Origin of the sequence: Paraburkholderia sediminicola, assembly GCF_046026895.1 — a bacterium.
Classification (GTDB): Bacteria; Pseudomonadota; Gammaproteobacteria; order Burkholderiales; family Burkholderiaceae; genus Paraburkholderia; species Paraburkholderia sediminicola_C.
On sequence record NZ_JAQQEU010000017.1, the window covers coordinates 113,124 to 128,521 of the forward strand.

General features: G+C 63.2%; 17 protein-coding genes and 1 pseudogene. 8 read left to right on the forward strand and 10 right to left on the reverse strand.

The annotated features are described in order from the left end of the window. Positions 1-5: 5 nt before the first annotated feature. The 5 genes from PQR02_RS14935 to PQR02_RS14955 form a co-directional block, all read right to left on the reverse strand. Positions 6-551 (reverse strand): ABC transporter permease subunit, encoded by a 546-nt coding sequence (locus PQR02_RS14935; protein WP_408231841.1) that lies wholly within the window; start codon positions 549-551, stop codon positions 6-8. Beyond that, positions 539-895, reverse strand: coding sequence for a hypothetical protein (locus PQR02_RS14940; protein WP_408231844.1), 357 nt, complete (start codon positions 893-895; stop codon positions 539-541). Before PQR02_RS14940 ends, PQR02_RS14935 begins: the two co-directional genes overlap by 13 nt. Next, positions 892-1,140, reverse strand: a complete 249-nt coding sequence (locus tag PQR02_RS14945; protein ID WP_408231847.1) for a hypothetical protein — start codon at positions 1,138-1,140, stop codon at positions 892-894. Before PQR02_RS14945 ends, PQR02_RS14940 begins: the two co-directional genes overlap by 4 nt. Continuing rightward, the gene (locus PQR02_RS14950; RefSeq protein ID WP_408231850.1) at positions 1,141-2,601 is read right to left on the reverse strand and encodes an amino acid permease; all 1,461 of its coding nucleotides are present in this window, start codon (positions 2,599-2,601) and stop codon (positions 1,141-1,143) included. It abuts the gene before it with no gap. Positions 2,602-3,015: 414 nt separating this feature from the next. Continuing rightward, positions 3,016-3,744 (reverse strand): hypothetical protein, encoded by a 729-nt coding sequence (locus tag PQR02_RS14955; RefSeq protein ID WP_408231853.1) that lies wholly within the window; start codon positions 3,742-3,744, stop codon positions 3,016-3,018. Positions 3,745-4,208: 464 nt separating this feature from the next. Between PQR02_RS14955 and PQR02_RS14960 the strand changes: the two are divergent. The 8 genes and pseudogenes from PQR02_RS14960 to PQR02_RS14995 form a co-directional block, all read left to right on the forward strand. Further along, positions 4,209-5,012: pseudogene (locus PQR02_RS14960) on the forward strand (ABC transporter substrate-binding protein); the annotation flags it as partial. Between the two features lie 110 nt (positions 5,013-5,122). After that, entirely contained in the window at positions 5,123-5,872 is a 750-nt protein-coding gene (locus PQR02_RS14965) for an amino acid ABC transporter permease (protein WP_408231856.1), read from the forward strand. Beyond that, positions 5,869-6,582, forward strand: coding sequence for an amino acid ABC transporter permease (locus PQR02_RS14970; protein ID WP_408231859.1), 714 nt, complete (start codon positions 5,869-5,871; stop codon positions 6,580-6,582). The genes PQR02_RS14965 and PQR02_RS14970 overlap by 4 nt, the downstream gene beginning before the upstream one ends. A 132-nt stretch (positions 6,583-6,714) precedes the next feature. Then, positions 6,715-7,623 carry a TauD/TfdA dioxygenase family protein gene (locus PQR02_RS14975; RefSeq protein WP_408231862.1) on the forward strand — a complete coding sequence of 303 codons (909 nt, stop codon included), beginning with the start codon at positions 6,715-6,717 and terminating at the stop codon, positions 7,621-7,623. Between the two features lie 49 nt (positions 7,624-7,672). Then, positions 7,673-8,725, forward strand: a complete 1,053-nt coding sequence (locus PQR02_RS14980) for an ABC transporter substrate-binding protein (RefSeq protein WP_408231865.1) — start codon at positions 7,673-7,675, stop codon at positions 8,723-8,725. Positions 8,726-8,813: 88 nt separating this feature from the next. Next, positions 8,814-9,644 carry an ABC transporter ATP-binding protein gene (locus tag PQR02_RS14985; protein WP_408231868.1) on the forward strand — a complete coding sequence of 277 codons (831 nt, stop codon included), beginning with the start codon at positions 8,814-8,816 and terminating at the stop codon, positions 9,642-9,644. Continuing rightward, positions 9,641-10,519, forward strand: a complete 879-nt coding sequence (locus PQR02_RS14990; protein WP_408231871.1) for an ABC transporter permease — start codon at positions 9,641-9,643, stop codon at positions 10,517-10,519. The genes PQR02_RS14985 and PQR02_RS14990 overlap by 4 nt, the downstream gene beginning before the upstream one ends. Before the next feature lie 422 nt (positions 10,520-10,941). After that, positions 10,942-11,979 (forward strand): SGNH/GDSL hydrolase family protein, encoded by a 1,038-nt coding sequence (locus PQR02_RS14995; protein ID WP_408231874.1) that lies wholly within the window; start codon positions 10,942-10,944, stop codon positions 11,977-11,979. 287 nt (positions 11,980-12,266) lie between these two features. On the opposite strand, the gene PQR02_RS15000 is transcribed toward PQR02_RS14995, so the two are convergent. The 5 genes from PQR02_RS15000 to PQR02_RS15020 all read right to left on the reverse strand — a co-directional run. Next, positions 12,267-12,707 carry a YciI family protein gene (locus PQR02_RS15000; protein WP_408231877.1) on the reverse strand — a complete coding sequence of 147 codons (441 nt, stop codon included), beginning with the start codon at positions 12,705-12,707 and terminating at the stop codon, positions 12,267-12,269. A 204-nt stretch (positions 12,708-12,911) separates the two neighbouring features. Beyond that, positions 12,912-13,625: a mechanosensitive ion channel family protein gene (locus PQR02_RS15005; protein ID WP_408231880.1), complete on the reverse strand. Its 714-nt coding sequence runs from the start codon at positions 13,623-13,625 to the stop codon at positions 12,912-12,914. A gap of 132 nt (positions 13,626-13,757) precedes the next feature. Then, positions 13,758-13,928 (reverse strand): putative quinol monooxygenase, encoded by a 171-nt coding sequence (locus tag PQR02_RS15010; protein WP_408231898.1) that lies wholly within the window; start codon positions 13,926-13,928, stop codon positions 13,758-13,760. Between the two features lie 9 nt (positions 13,929-13,937). Then, on the reverse strand, positions 13,938-14,918 hold the full coding sequence (locus tag PQR02_RS15015; RefSeq protein ID WP_408231883.1) for an NAD(P)H-dependent flavin oxidoreductase: 981 nt from the start codon (positions 14,916-14,918) through the stop codon (positions 13,938-13,940). A gap of 142 nt (positions 14,919-15,060) precedes the next feature. Next, positions 15,061-15,398 (reverse strand): enoyl-CoA hydratase-related protein (locus tag PQR02_RS15020; RefSeq protein WP_408231886.1); only part of this gene is annotated, 338 nt, incomplete at its 5' end.

The following is a 15,398-nucleotide window of genomic DNA, read 5'->3' on the forward strand; positions in this document are numbered from 1 at the left end:
CGCCCTCATTTTCTACCCGCAACCGACGCTTCGCCGACATCCACCGCATCGGACGCAGTCGCGCAAACACCGCTCACGGCAGCGCTCCTCACCACCACACGTCCCTGGCGGCGCGTCACCCGGCGCTTCAGATAAAGCAGCGCCGCGCTCACCAGGCCATCCATCAGCGTGACGATGAACGCCGCCTGCAACAGCGACTGCGGCGCATAGCTCGACACTTCCCGCGAGCGGTGCAGCAGTTCGTCGTAGGGAATCACATAGCCCAGCGACGTATCCTGCACGATCGCGAGAACCGAGCTGATCAACGCCGGCAGCATGCTGCGCAACGCCTGTGGCAGCACGACGTACAGCATCGCCTGATACGGCCGCATGCCGAGCGCGAACGCGGCCTCACGCTGTCCGCGCGGCAGCGACAGAATGCCCGCGCGCACGACCTCGGCCGTCAGCGCCGAGTGATGCAGCGCCATCGCGAACACGAGGAAACCGAGCGCCGGCCAGTCGAAGCCGAGCGCGGGCAGCTCGATCACCATGAACAGGATCAGCAGCAGCAATGGAATCGCGCGGAAAAACTCGATGTACGCGCCGGCCAGCTTACTGATCCACAGCGCTTCGAAAGCCGGCCGAGCGCGAGCGGAAACGCCATCGCGAACGCGACGAGCGCCGCGCACGCGGCCGCTTCGAGCGTCGACACGAGGCCGTCGAAAAGAAACTTCGCGGTGCCCCAATGCAGGAAGATCGCCCACTTGTCCGCTTCGAACTGGCCGCTCGCTGCGAGGCGCATGCCGATCACAGCGAGCAGGCCGCACACGGCGAGCGCGCTGACCACCGAAACGATGCGCTGCCGCATCCTTCCGACCGGGCCCGGTGCTTCATAGAGCGGGTTGGGCCGGCTCATCGCGCCACCGCCATTTTCTGTTCGAGCCGCCGCATCAGCAGGCCGAGTGGAATCGTCAGCGCCATGTAGGCGAGCATCGCGCTCGCGGACGTCGGCACGGCCTGCGCGGTTTCGAAGTTGATGCGTTGCGTCGTATAGGTGATGTCGAACACGCCGATCGCCGCCGCGATCGATGAAGCCTTGATCTGGTTGACGAACAGGTTGCGAGAAGCACGGCACTCAGCGCCGCTCAGGCATCCCGGCATTCATTGCCGCTCCGGAAACCTCAGCTTCGAATGATGGCGGCCGTAGGTGAGGTAGATGACCATCCCGATCACCAGCCACACGAACAGCCGCAGCCACGTGACGAGCGGCAGCCCCACCATCAGCAACAGGCAGAACAGGATGCCCAGCACCGGCAACACCGGCACGCCCGGCACCCGGAACGGGCGCTGCGCATCGGAATCGCTGCGGCGCAGGTAAATCACCGCGCCGCACACGAGGATGAACGCGAACAGCGTGCCGATGCTGACCATCTCGCCCAGCACACCTATCGGCGTCAGCGCCGCCACGATCGCGACGACCGTGCCGATCAGCATCTGGCTGCGATGAGGCGTATGCAGACGCGGATGAACCCGCGCGAACAGGGGCGGCAGCAAGCCGTCCTCCGACATCGTGAAGAAGATGCGGCTCTGTCCATACAGCAGCACGAGGATCACCGTGGTCAGGCCGGTCAGCGCGCCGATCTTGATCAGGATCGAGAACCAGGTCAGGCCGATCGCGTCGACGCCTCTCGCGATCGGATCAGGCACGTTCAATTCCGTATAAGGCACGAGCCCGGTGAGCACGCCCGCGACGAGGATGTACAGCACCGTGCAGATGATCAGCGATCCGAGGATGCCGATCGGCATGTCCCGCTGCGGCTTTTTCGCCTCCTGCGCGGCGGTCGAGACCGCGTCGAAGCCGATGAACGCGAAGAACACCACGGCCGAGCCGCGCAGGATTCCGCTCAGGCCGTAGTTGCCGAATTCGCCGGTGTTCGCGGGGATGAACGGATGCCAGTTCTCCGGCTTGATGAAAAATACGCCAAGCGCGATGAAGGCCACCACCACGACCAGCTTGACCGCGACCATGACGTTGTTCAGCCGTGCGGATTCCTTCGTGCCGAGCACCAGCATGGTCGTGAGGATCGCGATGATCACGATGGCCGGCAGATTGACGACGCCAGTCGCCGTGGTGCCGTCCGCGAGCTTGACCACGGTGCCGGGCGCCGCGGCCAGCACGGGCGGGATATTGATGCCCACGTTGTGCAGCAGGCTCACGATATACCCGGACCAGCCGACCGCGACGGTCGCGGCGCCCATGGCATATTCGAGGATCAGGTCCCAGCCGATGATCCACGCGAAGATCTCGCCCAGCGTGGCATACGTGTACGTGTAGCTGCTGCCGCAGACCGGCAGCATGGCCGCCAGTTCCGAATAGCACAGGCCGACGAACGCGCACGCGATACCGCCGAGCACGAACGACAGTACGATGCTCGGGCCCGCGAACTGGGCGGCGGCCGTGCCGGTCAGCACGAAGATGCCGGCGCCGATGATCGCGCCGATACCCATCGCGGTGATGCTGGTCACACCGAGGGTTTTCGACAGTGATGCGGTTCCGTGGACATCCGCGCTGTGCACGATGTCGGCGACGGTTTTGCGTGCCATGTAGCTCGTATCAGCCATGATGAGTCGTCCCGCTCGATGTTGTGTGGGCACGAACCGACCTGGCTTGCTTCGGCTCGCGGAAAACGACAAAAGCTTCCTGCTGGCGAAGGCTGGTGGGGCAGAGATGGGATGCAGTCCTGAATTCAGTGTATTCCGGATTAAATGGAATGGAAGAGTTTTTGACCGGCACGCGGGCTCGTCGAGATGGCCCGTGGAGCATGCGCATTGAAGAGACAGTGGTGTTTCGGCGGATGGACCCGGCGCAGCCCGGGAGGGCGCGCAAAGTCGATAACGATGGCGGGCCATCCTATCAAATGGGATCTGGCCGCAGCTTCTGGATGTAAGGGCTTGAGAAGATCGATGCGCGGAGCCGCATTATGCCAATGCGCGAGTGCAAGACGACGTGCGCTCGCGCGTTATTGGCGCAAACCATCAACGTATGCGGCCACGACGCACGATCGCGCTAAGGCCTAGCGAGAAGCCCGGGTCGTAATAGTGAATCAGCAGAGTGCGGCGCTGCCCGGTCTGCACATCCAGATTCGCATGTTGCAGCGCAAATCCATTGAATTCGTATACGCTGCCCACGTGCACCGGCATGCGCGTGCAGTTGCCGCGGCGCAGGTCATGCAGCGTCAGCCATTTGCGCCATTTGAACGGCAGGTTGCGCTGCACACTGTGGCGAGCTTTGCAGATCATGTTGCCCAGCGTGGAGACCGACAGCCGGGGCCGCCGGTACATCACGAGGTCGCCATTGGAGACGGCATCCTGCGAGAGCTGCAAAGGAATCAGCAACGTAAGCAGATGGGAATCGTAATGGCGGCAATGACTTTCCGCGAGCGTTGCCATGTTCGCACAGCGCAGCACGTGAAAGGGTTCCAAAGGCACCTCGGTCTGACCGGCCCTGGCAGCGGCTTCCCGTGCATTAGCACAGATTGTCGCCTCGAGCTGTCGGAAGGCGTCGTCACGACGCAGCATCGCTGCCACCGTCGCGCCCGGTTGGGAACGTTGCGGTACGTTGCCGAACGATCGATCGATGGCGTCGTTGATCTCAGCGATCGTTTCGGCAGGGATGACGCTGTGAAAAGACTTCAGAGCGACGCCTCCGTCGATTCGAATCCTCTTTGCGACGGTATGACCCCGTGCGTCTGACATGATTTGCATAGTTGTAGTCCCGCAGTCTCCGAGATTGGCCCGTAATAAAAATTATTCCTTGTCAGAGTTAGTTAATGTGCGCCAGCCAACACACTGCGACGAAGTGTAAGGAGCGCCGCACACAGACAGCGCTTGAATTCTTGCGGGCAGCTGAAAACATGGGGTGGCGGGAGGGCGCGGGCGCGGATTCACGCGGGGGGAAAGCGGAAATTACATTTTTCAGAGGATTGTTTTATATGCGTGCATTCGGAATATTTAACGTCCTCCGCTTCAAAGCTTGAGAATCTTTAATTGAACGTCTTTATGGAGCCCATCGATCCGCGCCTCCGACATGCTGTTATGACGCCACCGACCTAGCACCTGACGAATCGTTTGTTCGTGACGCTATGACGCGCTGCTACAGTCTTCGCCAAGGGCACGGGAACGCCCGACACGATACCTACGCATTGAACGGATAACCACGGGGCTTGATGATGAAAACCTGGACTCGCAGCGCCGCTGTGCTCGGGCTGCTGCTCACCTTATCAGGCGTCGCGCACGCCGATCGACTCGACGACATCAGGAAAGCGGGCGTGCTGCGCGTCGCGACTTTCGACAGTAATCCGCCGTTCGGTTTCGTCGACCCGAAGACCAATCAGATCGTGGGCCTCGACGTCGACTATGCACGCGCCGTCGCGGCGAAGCTTGGCGTCAAGCTCGAGATTCAGCCCACCAATCCCGCCAACCGGATCGCGTTTTTGAAGTCGAACAAAGTCGATCTGGTTTTCGCGAACTTCACGATCACCGACGAGCGCAGGAAGGAAATCGACTTCAGCACGCCGTACTTCGCGTCGGGCACGCAGTTCATCGCGAAGAAGGGCGTGTTGCAGTCGCCGCAGCAACTGGGCAGTTTGCGGATCGGCGCGGACAAGGGCACGACGAACGAACAGCAGGTCCGCGCGCAGTTCCCGGCCGCGACCATCGTTGCCTACGACGACACGCCTTTCGCCATTGCCGCGCTGCGTGAGGGCAATGTGCAGGCGATCACGCAGGACGGTCCGAAGCTGGTCGCCTTGCTCGCCAACGTGCCCGACAAGGAGAAGTATGAGATCCCGCCATTCACGATTTCGAACGACTATGAAGGCGTCGGCGTGCCGAAGAACGAGGCGCGTCTGTTGAGTGTGGTCAACGAAACGCTGGTGAATCTGGAAGCGAACGGCAACGCGGCGAAGATCTACGAGCAGTGGTTCGGTCCGTCCAGCAAAGCGCCGCTGCCTCGCCTGTTCAGGATTGGCGATCCGCAAAAGAGTTGCGCCGTTCGGCGCGCTCGCTGTCCGGCCTGCCGCTCGCATGACGGCGGGCCGGTCTGTTTTATCGCTGCAAATGCAAAAGCTTCTGGATGGTGACCATGAACGCGTGGCTCGAACCTCGCTATGTGGCGTGGCTTTGGCGCGGCTTCGCGATGACGCTGGCGCTGTCGGCCAGTGTGATCGTTTGCGCGACGCTGCTGGGCTTCGCGCTGGCGCTCGCACGCAGCGCGCGTGGCGCGGCGCTACGCCGCGCGGCGGCCGGCTATGTGCTGATATTCCGCAACTCGCCGTTGCTCGTGCAATTGCTGTTCTGGTATTTCGGCGCGGCGGTCCTGTTGCCCGACAGCGTGATGAACTGGCTCAATACACCGCATGCCGTCACGCTGGGGCCTGTCACGCTGGGTTGGCCGACCTTCGAATTCGTCGCGGGCTGGCTCGGCCTCACGTGCTACACGACGACCTTCATCGGCGAGGAATTCCGCGCGGGGATGCGCGGCGTGCGCACCGGCCAGTATCAGGCGGCCGCGGCGCTGGGCCTGACGCGCTTCGCTACGTTGCGCCATGTGATTTTGCCGCAGGCGGTGCGGATCGCGACGCCATCGCTCGCCGGGCAATATATGAACGTCATCAAGAATTCGTCGCTGACGATGGCGATCGGCCTCGCGGAGTTGTCGTACTCGTCGCGCCAGGTCGAGACGGAGACCCTCAAGACGTTCCAGTCGTTCGGCATGGCGACCTTGCTCTACATGGCGGCGATCGCCGCTATCGAAGTCGCATTGGTGATCTGGCAGCGGCGTGGTGCCGATCAAGCGGGTCGCGCGCGGTTCGTGCGGGGAGGCGGCTCATGAGCGCGCCTGACTGGCTGCCGATCCTGCGCTATCTGCTGGCCGGCGCGTTTCCCGCCGGCCCGCTCGGCGGCGTCGCGCTGACCGTGGCGCTGACGCTGAGCTCGGCCGTGCTGTCGGCGCTGCTGGGTTTGGCAGGCGGTATCGCGCTGGTGATGACGCGCGGCGCGCTGCATATTCTGCTGCTTGCCGCAGTGGGTTTTTTTCGCGCGATTCCGGTGCTGATGCTGATCTTCTGGACGTTCTTTCTGATGCCGGTGCTGTTGCATATCGATGTGCCCGGACTTGCGACCGTGGTCTGCGCGCTTGCGCTGATCGGCGGCGCGTATCTGTCGCATTCGGTGCAGGCCGGCATCGCCGCGCTCGGCGACGGGCAGTGGCAGGCCGCGCTGTCGCTCGGCATGACGCGCGCTCAGGCGTTGCGCCATGTGCTGCTGCCGCAGGCGATACGCACGATGACGCCGTCGTTCGTCAATCAATGGGTATCGTTGATCAAGGATACGTCGCTTGCCTATATCGTCGGGGTGCCGGAGTTCACGTTCCTCGCGAACCAGGTGAATAGCCGGCTCATGGTCTACCCGGCGCAGATTTTTTTGTTCGTGGGTCTGGTGTATCTCGTGTTGTGCGGCGCGTTTCAGTGGGCGGTCACGCGTTGGCTGGCCGGCGCGTTCGATGCGGGTGCGCGTGCCCGGGCCCGGGCCCGGGCCCGTTAAAGCATCGGGTTTATCACTCCAGCAGATAAACGTATCGGATTTGCTTCGTTGTCTGCGCGCGCGTGCGCCGGTAAATTCATCTGACTGCGCCTTCGACGGCGTCCTCCGAACAGATTCGACGAAGAGTTTCCTGTGACGACTGCCTTTGCCCCTGCTGATACCCGCCATGCCGGCGCCTCCATTGAGAACCAGCCCATCGAGATTCGCGCTTTCGACGGCCCCGTCGGCGCGCAAGTGCTCGGGCTCGATCTCGCCAAGCCGCTGAGCCACGACGATTTCGCGCGCATTCACCGCGCCCACCTCGATCATCATGTGCTGGTGTTTCGCGATCAGCGCATCACACCCGCTCAACAGATCGCGTTCAGCCGCCGTTTCGGTCCGCTGCAGATTCACGTGCTGCACCAGTTCCAGTTGCCGGGCTTTCCCGAGGTGCTGGTGGTGTCGAACATCGTCGAAGACGGCAAGCCGATCGGTTTGGGCGACGCCGGCCATTTCTGGCACTCCGACCTCTCGTACAAGGAGAAGCCGAGTCTCGGTTCGTTGTTGCATGCGCAGGAGTTGCCCGCCGAAGGCGGCGACACGCTGTTCGCCAACATGCACCTCGCGTGGGACACGTTGCCCGCGCATTTGCGCACCGCCGTGCAAGGGCGTTCGGCCGAGCACACCTACCTCGCCAAATACGCTGAACTGCAGAAGCGCAGCCCGTGGCGGCCCGATCTGTCGGCCGAGCAGATCGACCAGGTGAAGCCGGTCGTGCAGCCGATCGTGCGCACGCATCCCGAGACCGGGCGCCGCGCGCTGTTCGTCAGCGAGCATTTCACGACCCGCGTGATCGGCTTGCCGGAAGACGAGAGCCGCGCGCTGCTGGCCGAAATCTTCGCGCATAGCGTGCGCCCCGAACACATCTACCGGCATCAGTGGGCGGAACACGACATGGTGTTCTGGGACAACCGCTCGTTGATGCATCTCGCGGCCGGCACGCCGGATCATCTGCGCCGCAAACTTTATCGCACGACGATCGAAGGCGACGTGCCGTTCTGACGCAATGTCGTCCGCTTTCATCTCACCCTGCACGCTGACCGGAGTTCCAATGCCAGACAGGTTTCGACCGACCGCCGAGCGGCCGTCGTATGTTCGCCGCTTCACCGCGGTACTGCTGACTGTATCAATGGGCGTCGCGGGCTTCGCCGCCAGCGCGCCCGCGCACGCCGAAGGGCAGATCCGCATCGCGGAGCAGTTCGGTATCGTCTATCTGCTGCTGAATGTCGCGCGCGACCAGCAGTTCGTCGAGAAGGAAGGGCGTAAGCAGGGGCTCGACATCAAGGTCGACTGGGTGAAGCTCTCGGGCGGCGCCGCGGTCAACGACGCACTGCTGTCGGGCGCGGTGGACGTGGCCGGCGGCGGCGTCGGCCCGCTGCTGACCATCTGGGACCGCACGCACGGCAAGCAGAACGTGAAGGGCGTGGCGTCGCTCGGCAATCTGCCGTACTACCTGGTGAGCAACGATCCCGCTGTGAAGACGATCGCCGACTTCACCGCGAAGGACCGCATCGCGGTGCCGGCCGTGAATGTGTCGGTGCAATCGCGCGTGCTGCAATATGCGGCGGCCAAACGCTGGGGCGACAAGGAGTACAACCGCCTCGACAAGTTCACTCAGGCGCTGCCGCATCCCGACGCGGCCGCGGCGATCATCGCGGGCGCCACGGAAATCACCGGCCACTTCGGCAATCCGCCGTTTCAGGAGCAGGAACTGGCGGCCAATCCGAAGGCGCACATCGTACTGAATTCGTATGACGTGCTGGGCGGCCCGAGTTCGGCGACGGTACTTTACGCGACCGAAAAATTCCGCGACAACAATCCGAAGACGTATCGCGCGTTCGTCGATGCACTGGCCGATGCCGCGCGCTTCATCAGCGCGAACCCGGATGCCGCTGCCGATATCTACATCCGTACGAACCAGTCGAAGATCGAGCGCGATCTGCTCGTGAAGGTCATCAAGAATCCGCAGGTGCAATTCAAGGTTGCGCCGCAGAACACGCTGGGGCTCGCACAGTTCATGTATCGCGTCGGCGCGATCAGGAACGAGCCGAAGTCGTGGAAGGACTACTTCTTCGACGACCCGGCGACGGCGGCGGGGAGTTGAGGATGGTCATCGTTGCCGGACGCTGGTCGGCCCGCTCAGTCCGTTCAGTCCGCTTGGTCCGTTCATTCAGCACACAGGGAGCGATCTGATGGTGGCGAATCCCACACTTCTGTTTCCGCACCACGCAGGCGAGTCCCGCGCGGCGACCAGCGAAAAACTGCTCGCGGTCGAACACGTGAACCTCGAATACCGCACGCGCGAGCGGATCGTTCGCGCGACGCACGACGTCAGCTTCGATGTCTACGGCGGCGATCGCTTCGTCCTGCTCGGCCCGTCCGGTTGCGGCAAGTCGACGTTGCTCAAGGCCGTGGCCGGTTTCATCCAGCCGAGTTCGGGCAGTATTTCGCTCGACGGCGAGGCGGTGCGCGGCCCCGGTGCGGACCGGATCGTCGTGTTCCAGGAGTTCGACCAGTTGCCGCCGTGGAAGACGGTGCTGCAGAACGTCGCGTTCCCGCTGCGCGTCGCGAAGAAGCTCACGCGCGCGCAAGCCGACGAGCGCGCGCTGCATTATCTGGAGAAGGTGGGGCTGGCTTCGTTTGCGAACGCGTATCCGCATACGCTCTCGGGCGGCATGAAGCAGCGCGTCGCGATTGCCCGTGCGCTCGCGATGCAGCCGCGCGTGCTGCTGATGGACGAACCCTTCGCCGCGCTCGATGCGCTCACCCGCCGCAAGATGCAGGAGGAACTGTTGCGGCTGTGGGAAGAGGTGAATTTCACGCTGCTGTTCGTCACGCATTCGATCGAAGAAGCGCTCGTGGTCGGCAACCGGATTCTGCTGCTGTCGCCGCATCCCGGCCGCGTGCGCGCCGAACTCAACAGCCATCAATATTCGCAGGACAGTTTCGGGCGCAGCGATTTTCAGCACAGCGTTGCACGCATTCATCACCTGTTGTTCGAGCAGACGGAGACCGCTCAATGAGTTCGCCCACCACCTTGCTGCCGCCGGTTCGCGAAGAGTATGAACGCCCGCTCGAACCGCTCGGCGAACTCGCTCTCGAAGCGCCGTTGCCGCTCGGCAAGCGTCTCTTTGCGCAAAGCTGGTTGCGCAAGGCGCTGATCGCGCTGGTGCTGATCGCGGCATGGGAAGCCGCCGCGCGCATCATCGACAACGACCTGCTGCTGCCGACTTTCGGTGCGACCTTCAGCGCGTTCGCGCAGGGCGTATGGTCCGGCGAACTGCTGCAGAAAACGGCGGTGTCGATGTCCGTGCTGCTGCGCGGTTATCTGCTCGGCGCCGGGCTTGCGTTCGTGCTGACGTCGCTTGCCGTATCGACGCGGGTGGGGCGCGATGTCCTGTCGATGCTGACCGCGATGTTCAACCCGTTGCCGTCGATCGCATTGTTGCCGCTTGCGTTGCTGTGGTTCGGTCTCGGCACCGGCAGCCTGCTGTTCGTGCTGGTGCATGCGGTGCTGTGGCCGCTTGCTCTGAACACGTACTCCGGTTTTCGGTCGGTGCCCGCGACGCTGCGCATGACAGGCCGCAACTATGGACTGACCGGCCTGCGCCACGTGCTGCTGATACTCGTGCCCGCAGCGTTGCCGTCGATTCTGGCCGGTTTGCGGGTGGGCTGGGCGTTCGCATGGCGCACGCTGATCGCGGCCGAACTGGTGTTCGGCGCGAGTTCGGGCAGCGGGGGGCTCGGCTGGTATATCTTCCAGAATCGCAATGAGCTGTACACGGACCGCGTATTCGCGGGCCTCGCCGCGGTGATCGTGATCGGCCTGCTGATCGAGCATCTGGTGTTCGATACGCTGGAGCGCGTCACGGTGCGGCTCTGGGGTGTCCAGCACTAAAGAGCTTACGGCGGGGCTCACGACGCCGCCAGGCAATGCGGGGGGTGCGCCGCTGACGGACGGCGAACCCGAAGCGCAGGCGCACGCACCGCCGCAGTCAGACCTCCCCACCATTCCCGGCGATCGCAGCAATTTGTAATCTGGCCTGCTCATCCTTACAAATGCGAGCAATCGGCATTCGTGCCCTTTGAAACGGCGGTCTCAGCGATGAACGCGTCGCGAGGTTCCGCGTCTGGCCCGAGCACGAGCGGATGGGACCGCGACCGGCCGGAACGGCCCCGCATGACGCCGGGCGTGACGCGCAGTCAGCCTCGGGCGCGACAGTGCACGCTTTTTGCGTGATCAGCATGCTTGTCGCGACAGCGGTGGCCGCCACACCACGTCACGTGGCTGAACCGCCCGACCGTTCAGGGGGAGGAGCTATGCGAGGAATCAATGACCAGGCCCGCGCTGTATTTTTTGCCGTCGCGATCTCACTGCTGGCGGCATGCGGCGGCGGACACGACAACGGTTCGAGTAGTTCGAGCAACGGTGGCGCGGCGACGCCTGCGCCTGCGGGCGGTATCAAACTGCAAATCGTCTCGTTCGGCGACAGCCTGTCGGACGTCGGGACCTACGCGCCGATCGCCAGAGCGGTGGGCGGCGGGCGGTTCACGACGAATCCCGGGCAGGTGTGGACTCAGAACGTCGCGCAATACTACGGCGATACGCTGAGCGCGGCATACACTATCGACATCACCCATAAGCTCAGTGCGCAAAGCGGCCTCGGCTATGCGGAAGGGGGCGCCACGGTGGCGACGCCGGCGGACCAGTACAACTTCCTGAGCGACGTGATCGGCGACATCGAAATGCCCGTCACTCAGCAGATCTCGAACTATCTGAGCGCTCACCAGAGCTTCAACGCCAATCAGCTCATCCTGGTGTGGGCCGGCGCGAACGATGTGCTTCGGGCCGGCCAGTTGCCGGCCGCGGCCCAGCCCGTGCAGACGGCCGCAAACACGCTCGCCCAGCTGGCGGGGCAGATCGTCCAGAACGGCGCCGCTCATGTGGTGGTGATCAACCTGCCGAACATCGGTCTGTCGCCCACTGGCCTAGCATCGTCCGATGGCGGGGCCAACCTGACCCAGCTTTCGCAACTCTTCAACAGCACGCTGAACGCCGCTTTGCAGACCAATGGTCTGCAAGGCAAGGTGATCCAGATCGACGCGTACACGTGGGTGAATCGGATCATCGCGAACTTTCAGGCCAATGGCTTCACAGTGTCGAACACCGGCGTCGCCTGCGATCCGAAGAAGACGCCCGACCAGACGGCACTGCTGTGCTCGCCGGCAACCTACGTCGCCGCCAACGCGGATCAGACCTACATGTTCGCCGACGACCTTCATCCGACGACGCATCTGCATACGCTGTTCGCCCAGTTCGTGGAGCAACAGATCGCCGGCGCCGGTCTGGGCCATTGAACTGCGGAGAACGATGATTCGCCGGCAGCGCCGGCCGGTTAGTCGGCTGGTCGGTTAGACCTGTGTGCAAGAGCCCGGCAGCGCCGCGCGGCTAGCGAAGCGGCGGGTGGTCTTCGACGACGCGCTTGTTGGCCGCCGAAAGCGGGTGCGGGACGACGCCGGCCGTCCGTGCGCTCGCGCTGAAAAGCCCGCTGTGTTCCGCGCTGAGTTCCTTGGGGACTTTCAGGGTTTGAGGGCTTGAGGTGCGAGGGCGTGACGGCACAGAGCGTGCCGTGTCGCGTACTTTGTCAACGACGCTCGGTACCCTGATTGGATTCAATCTGCTGCCGCAGCCGTTCTTCTTTCTCCTGAAGCTCGGGCGTGAACGCCTCGCCGAAGTCCGCGGGCTCGAAGAAGGGGCGAATTTCGATTTCCGAGTCGCTGACCATCGGATTCGGGCAGCGGCGTACCCAGTCGATGGCTTCGTCCATTGATTGCACTTGCCAGATCCAGTAGCCGGCGATCAGTTCTTTGGTTTCGGCAAACGGGCCGTCGACGACGCTTCGGTCCTTGCCGGAAAACTTCACGCGCACCCCCTCTGAGCTCGGTTTCAGTCCGTCGCCGCCGAGCATGATGCCGGCCTTGACCAATTCTTCGTTGTAACGGCCCATCGCCTCGATGAGTTCCATGCTCGGCATTTGACCGGCTTCGGATTCGGGGGACGCCTTGACCATGACCATCACGCGCATTGGTTTTCTCCTGTCAAAAGGTGAGTTCCGGATTATGTCGAAGGACATTCGGTGCCTTCAACACCACGACGAACGAGCTGGCACAAAATCGACATCCGCAAGGTATCACGTGGGAGACATTTTTCCGACCCACAAACGGCCAAATATCCGTGTCCGTGGCGCAAGGACTGGAAGCTGGTGCCCGGACCGCCTGCGATGCATTTCTCACGAGGCGACGGTACCATCCGGACCGCGCGTGCGCACGGATGCTGGCGTGCGCACGATGTGAAGCTCCCGGGTGCGCAGCGGGAGAGAAAACTTTTCGTCGGTCAGTCTTTGCCGTACCTGGCGGGCGAGATCCCAGCGCATGTCCCAGAACACGTCCACGGGGGACCAGACGCGGATATTCAGCACTGCCGTGCTGTCATCGAAGCGCATCACCATCACCTGTGGAGCGGGATCCGTAAGCGCGTGCGGATTGGCGGCGACAAGCGCGCGCAGTGTCTCCAGCGCCCGGTTCACATCGTCCCGAGCCGCGACTTCCACTTCGAGGTCGAGTCGTCGATTGGGATTGCGGCTGTAATTGCGGATCGAGTTGCTCCACAGTACGCTGTTCGGTACGTACTCGCAGATCCCGTCTGGCTTCGTCAGACGCGTCATGAACAGGCTGACTTCCTGGACGGTACCCGCGACGCTTCCCGCGCCGCCATCGATGTAGTCGCCAGCCTTGAAGGGCCGCAGCAACAACAACATGATCCCCGCCGCGATATTCTGCAGCGTCCCCTGCAGGGCGAGACCGAGCGCGAGGCCGGCCGCGCCAAGCACGGCAATGATGCTCGCGGTCTGGATGCCGAGTTGCGAGAGTGCGGCGACGATCGCGACAACACGGATGCCCCACAGGCTGCTGTCGTAGAGGTTCCGCCCCGGAAGCGCCCGCACCCGACTCCGGCGCGGTGAGTCTGAGCACAGTCGAGGCACCGCCCATGAGTACGCCCATCTGTCGACCAATCCGACGATAGTGATCAGATTTGACGTGCGCCTGGGCTGCCGCCTCGTCGACGTCGCGCTCGATCAAGACGCATTCATGCGCTTCGTGCGCCACAGGTCATATGCCAGGCACCCGGATTCACGGCGCGACTCGGTCACCAGTCCGGCTGCCAGCGCTTCAAACCCGGCCTCGCGGCCTTCCTTGACCCTGGTCCTTGCAACAATTGCGCGCATTGTCTCTTTCCTAGTTGGCATCACCAATGTTCATGCCTGCGACAGCATCCCGTGAAGCCGCTTCGCAACAATCTCTTCGGCCTGGTGCATGATTCGTTCGACCAGCTCGCCGACCTTGGGGATGTCACGAATGAGTCCGGCAACCATGCCGCACGACCAGGCACCGGCGTCCAGGTCGCCGTCCTTCATGACACGCGGATAGATGCCACCTACCTCGTCCGCGATGTCCGAGAAGGCGATGTCGGCGCCGAGCCGCCTTTCCTTTTCCAGCAGGCGCTCGACCCCAGCGTTGTTCAGCACGCGTTCGGTATTGCGCAGCGGGCGCATGACGAGCCGCGTATCCCGTTCCGTTGCCGCGACGATGGCCTGCTTGACCTTCTGGTGGACCGGCGCTTCGTGGGTCGCCACGAAGCGCCTGCCCATGTTGACACCGCCCGCGCCCATGGCAAGTGCCGCCACCAGCGAGCGACCATCGGCCATGCCGCCCGAGGCGACGAACGGTACCCTGAGCTCGTCCGCGGCACGGGGCAGCAGGATGAAGTTGGGGACATCGTCCTCGCCGGGATGGCCCCCGCATTCAAAGCCGTCCACGCTGACCGCATCGCAGCCGATGCTCTCGGCCTTCAGTGCATGCCGCACCGATGTGCATTTGTGAATCACCTTGATGCCGGCTTCCTGCAGCATGGGCAGCCACTTCTGCGGATTGTTCCCAGCGGTCTCGACGATTTTCACGCCGCCATCGATGATCGCGCGCACATAGCCGGGGTAATCCGGCGGATTGCGTGCCGGAAGGAAAGTCAGGTTGACGCCGAATGGCTTGTCGGTCATGTCCCGGCAGCGCCGGATCTCGCCCGCCAGCGCCTCCGGGCTGGGCTGTGTCAGCGCCGTAATGATGCCCAGGCCGCCCGCATTGGACACCGCGGCAGCCAGTTCCGCGAATCCTACGTAGTGCATGCCGCCTTGGATGATGGGATGCTCGATGCCGAACAACTCTGTGATCTGCGTCTTCATTGCGAATCTCTCTTGAATGGATGGATAGTTATACGCTGGGATACCCGTCAGAACCGGGCTGGCAAGGCCATCAAGCCGCGCCCGTTTCTATGCGCTGCCGCAGGATCGAAACCAGTGGCAATTCACGTGTGAACCACCAGGATCACCGCCCCACGAAGCGGGCCTCGCGACGCTCGACAAAGGACTGGATCCCTTCCCTGAAGTCCTCCGACGCGAAGACCTCCTCTCGAATCTGCGGAATGACGGCAATCGCTGCCTGCTCGCCGTGCTCGATATAGGTCAGAGCCGCAGCCTTGGTCGCACGCAGGCCGATCGGCGCGACCTTGCTGATCGCCCGGGCGATCTCCATCGCACGCTCGCGGTGCCGCCCGTATGGATGCACTTCCTGGACGAAGCCGCAGCGGTATGCCTCCTCGGCGGAGAATTCGTCACACAGGAACAGGTGGTACATCGCATTGCCCCAGCCCGTGCGGGTAAGGT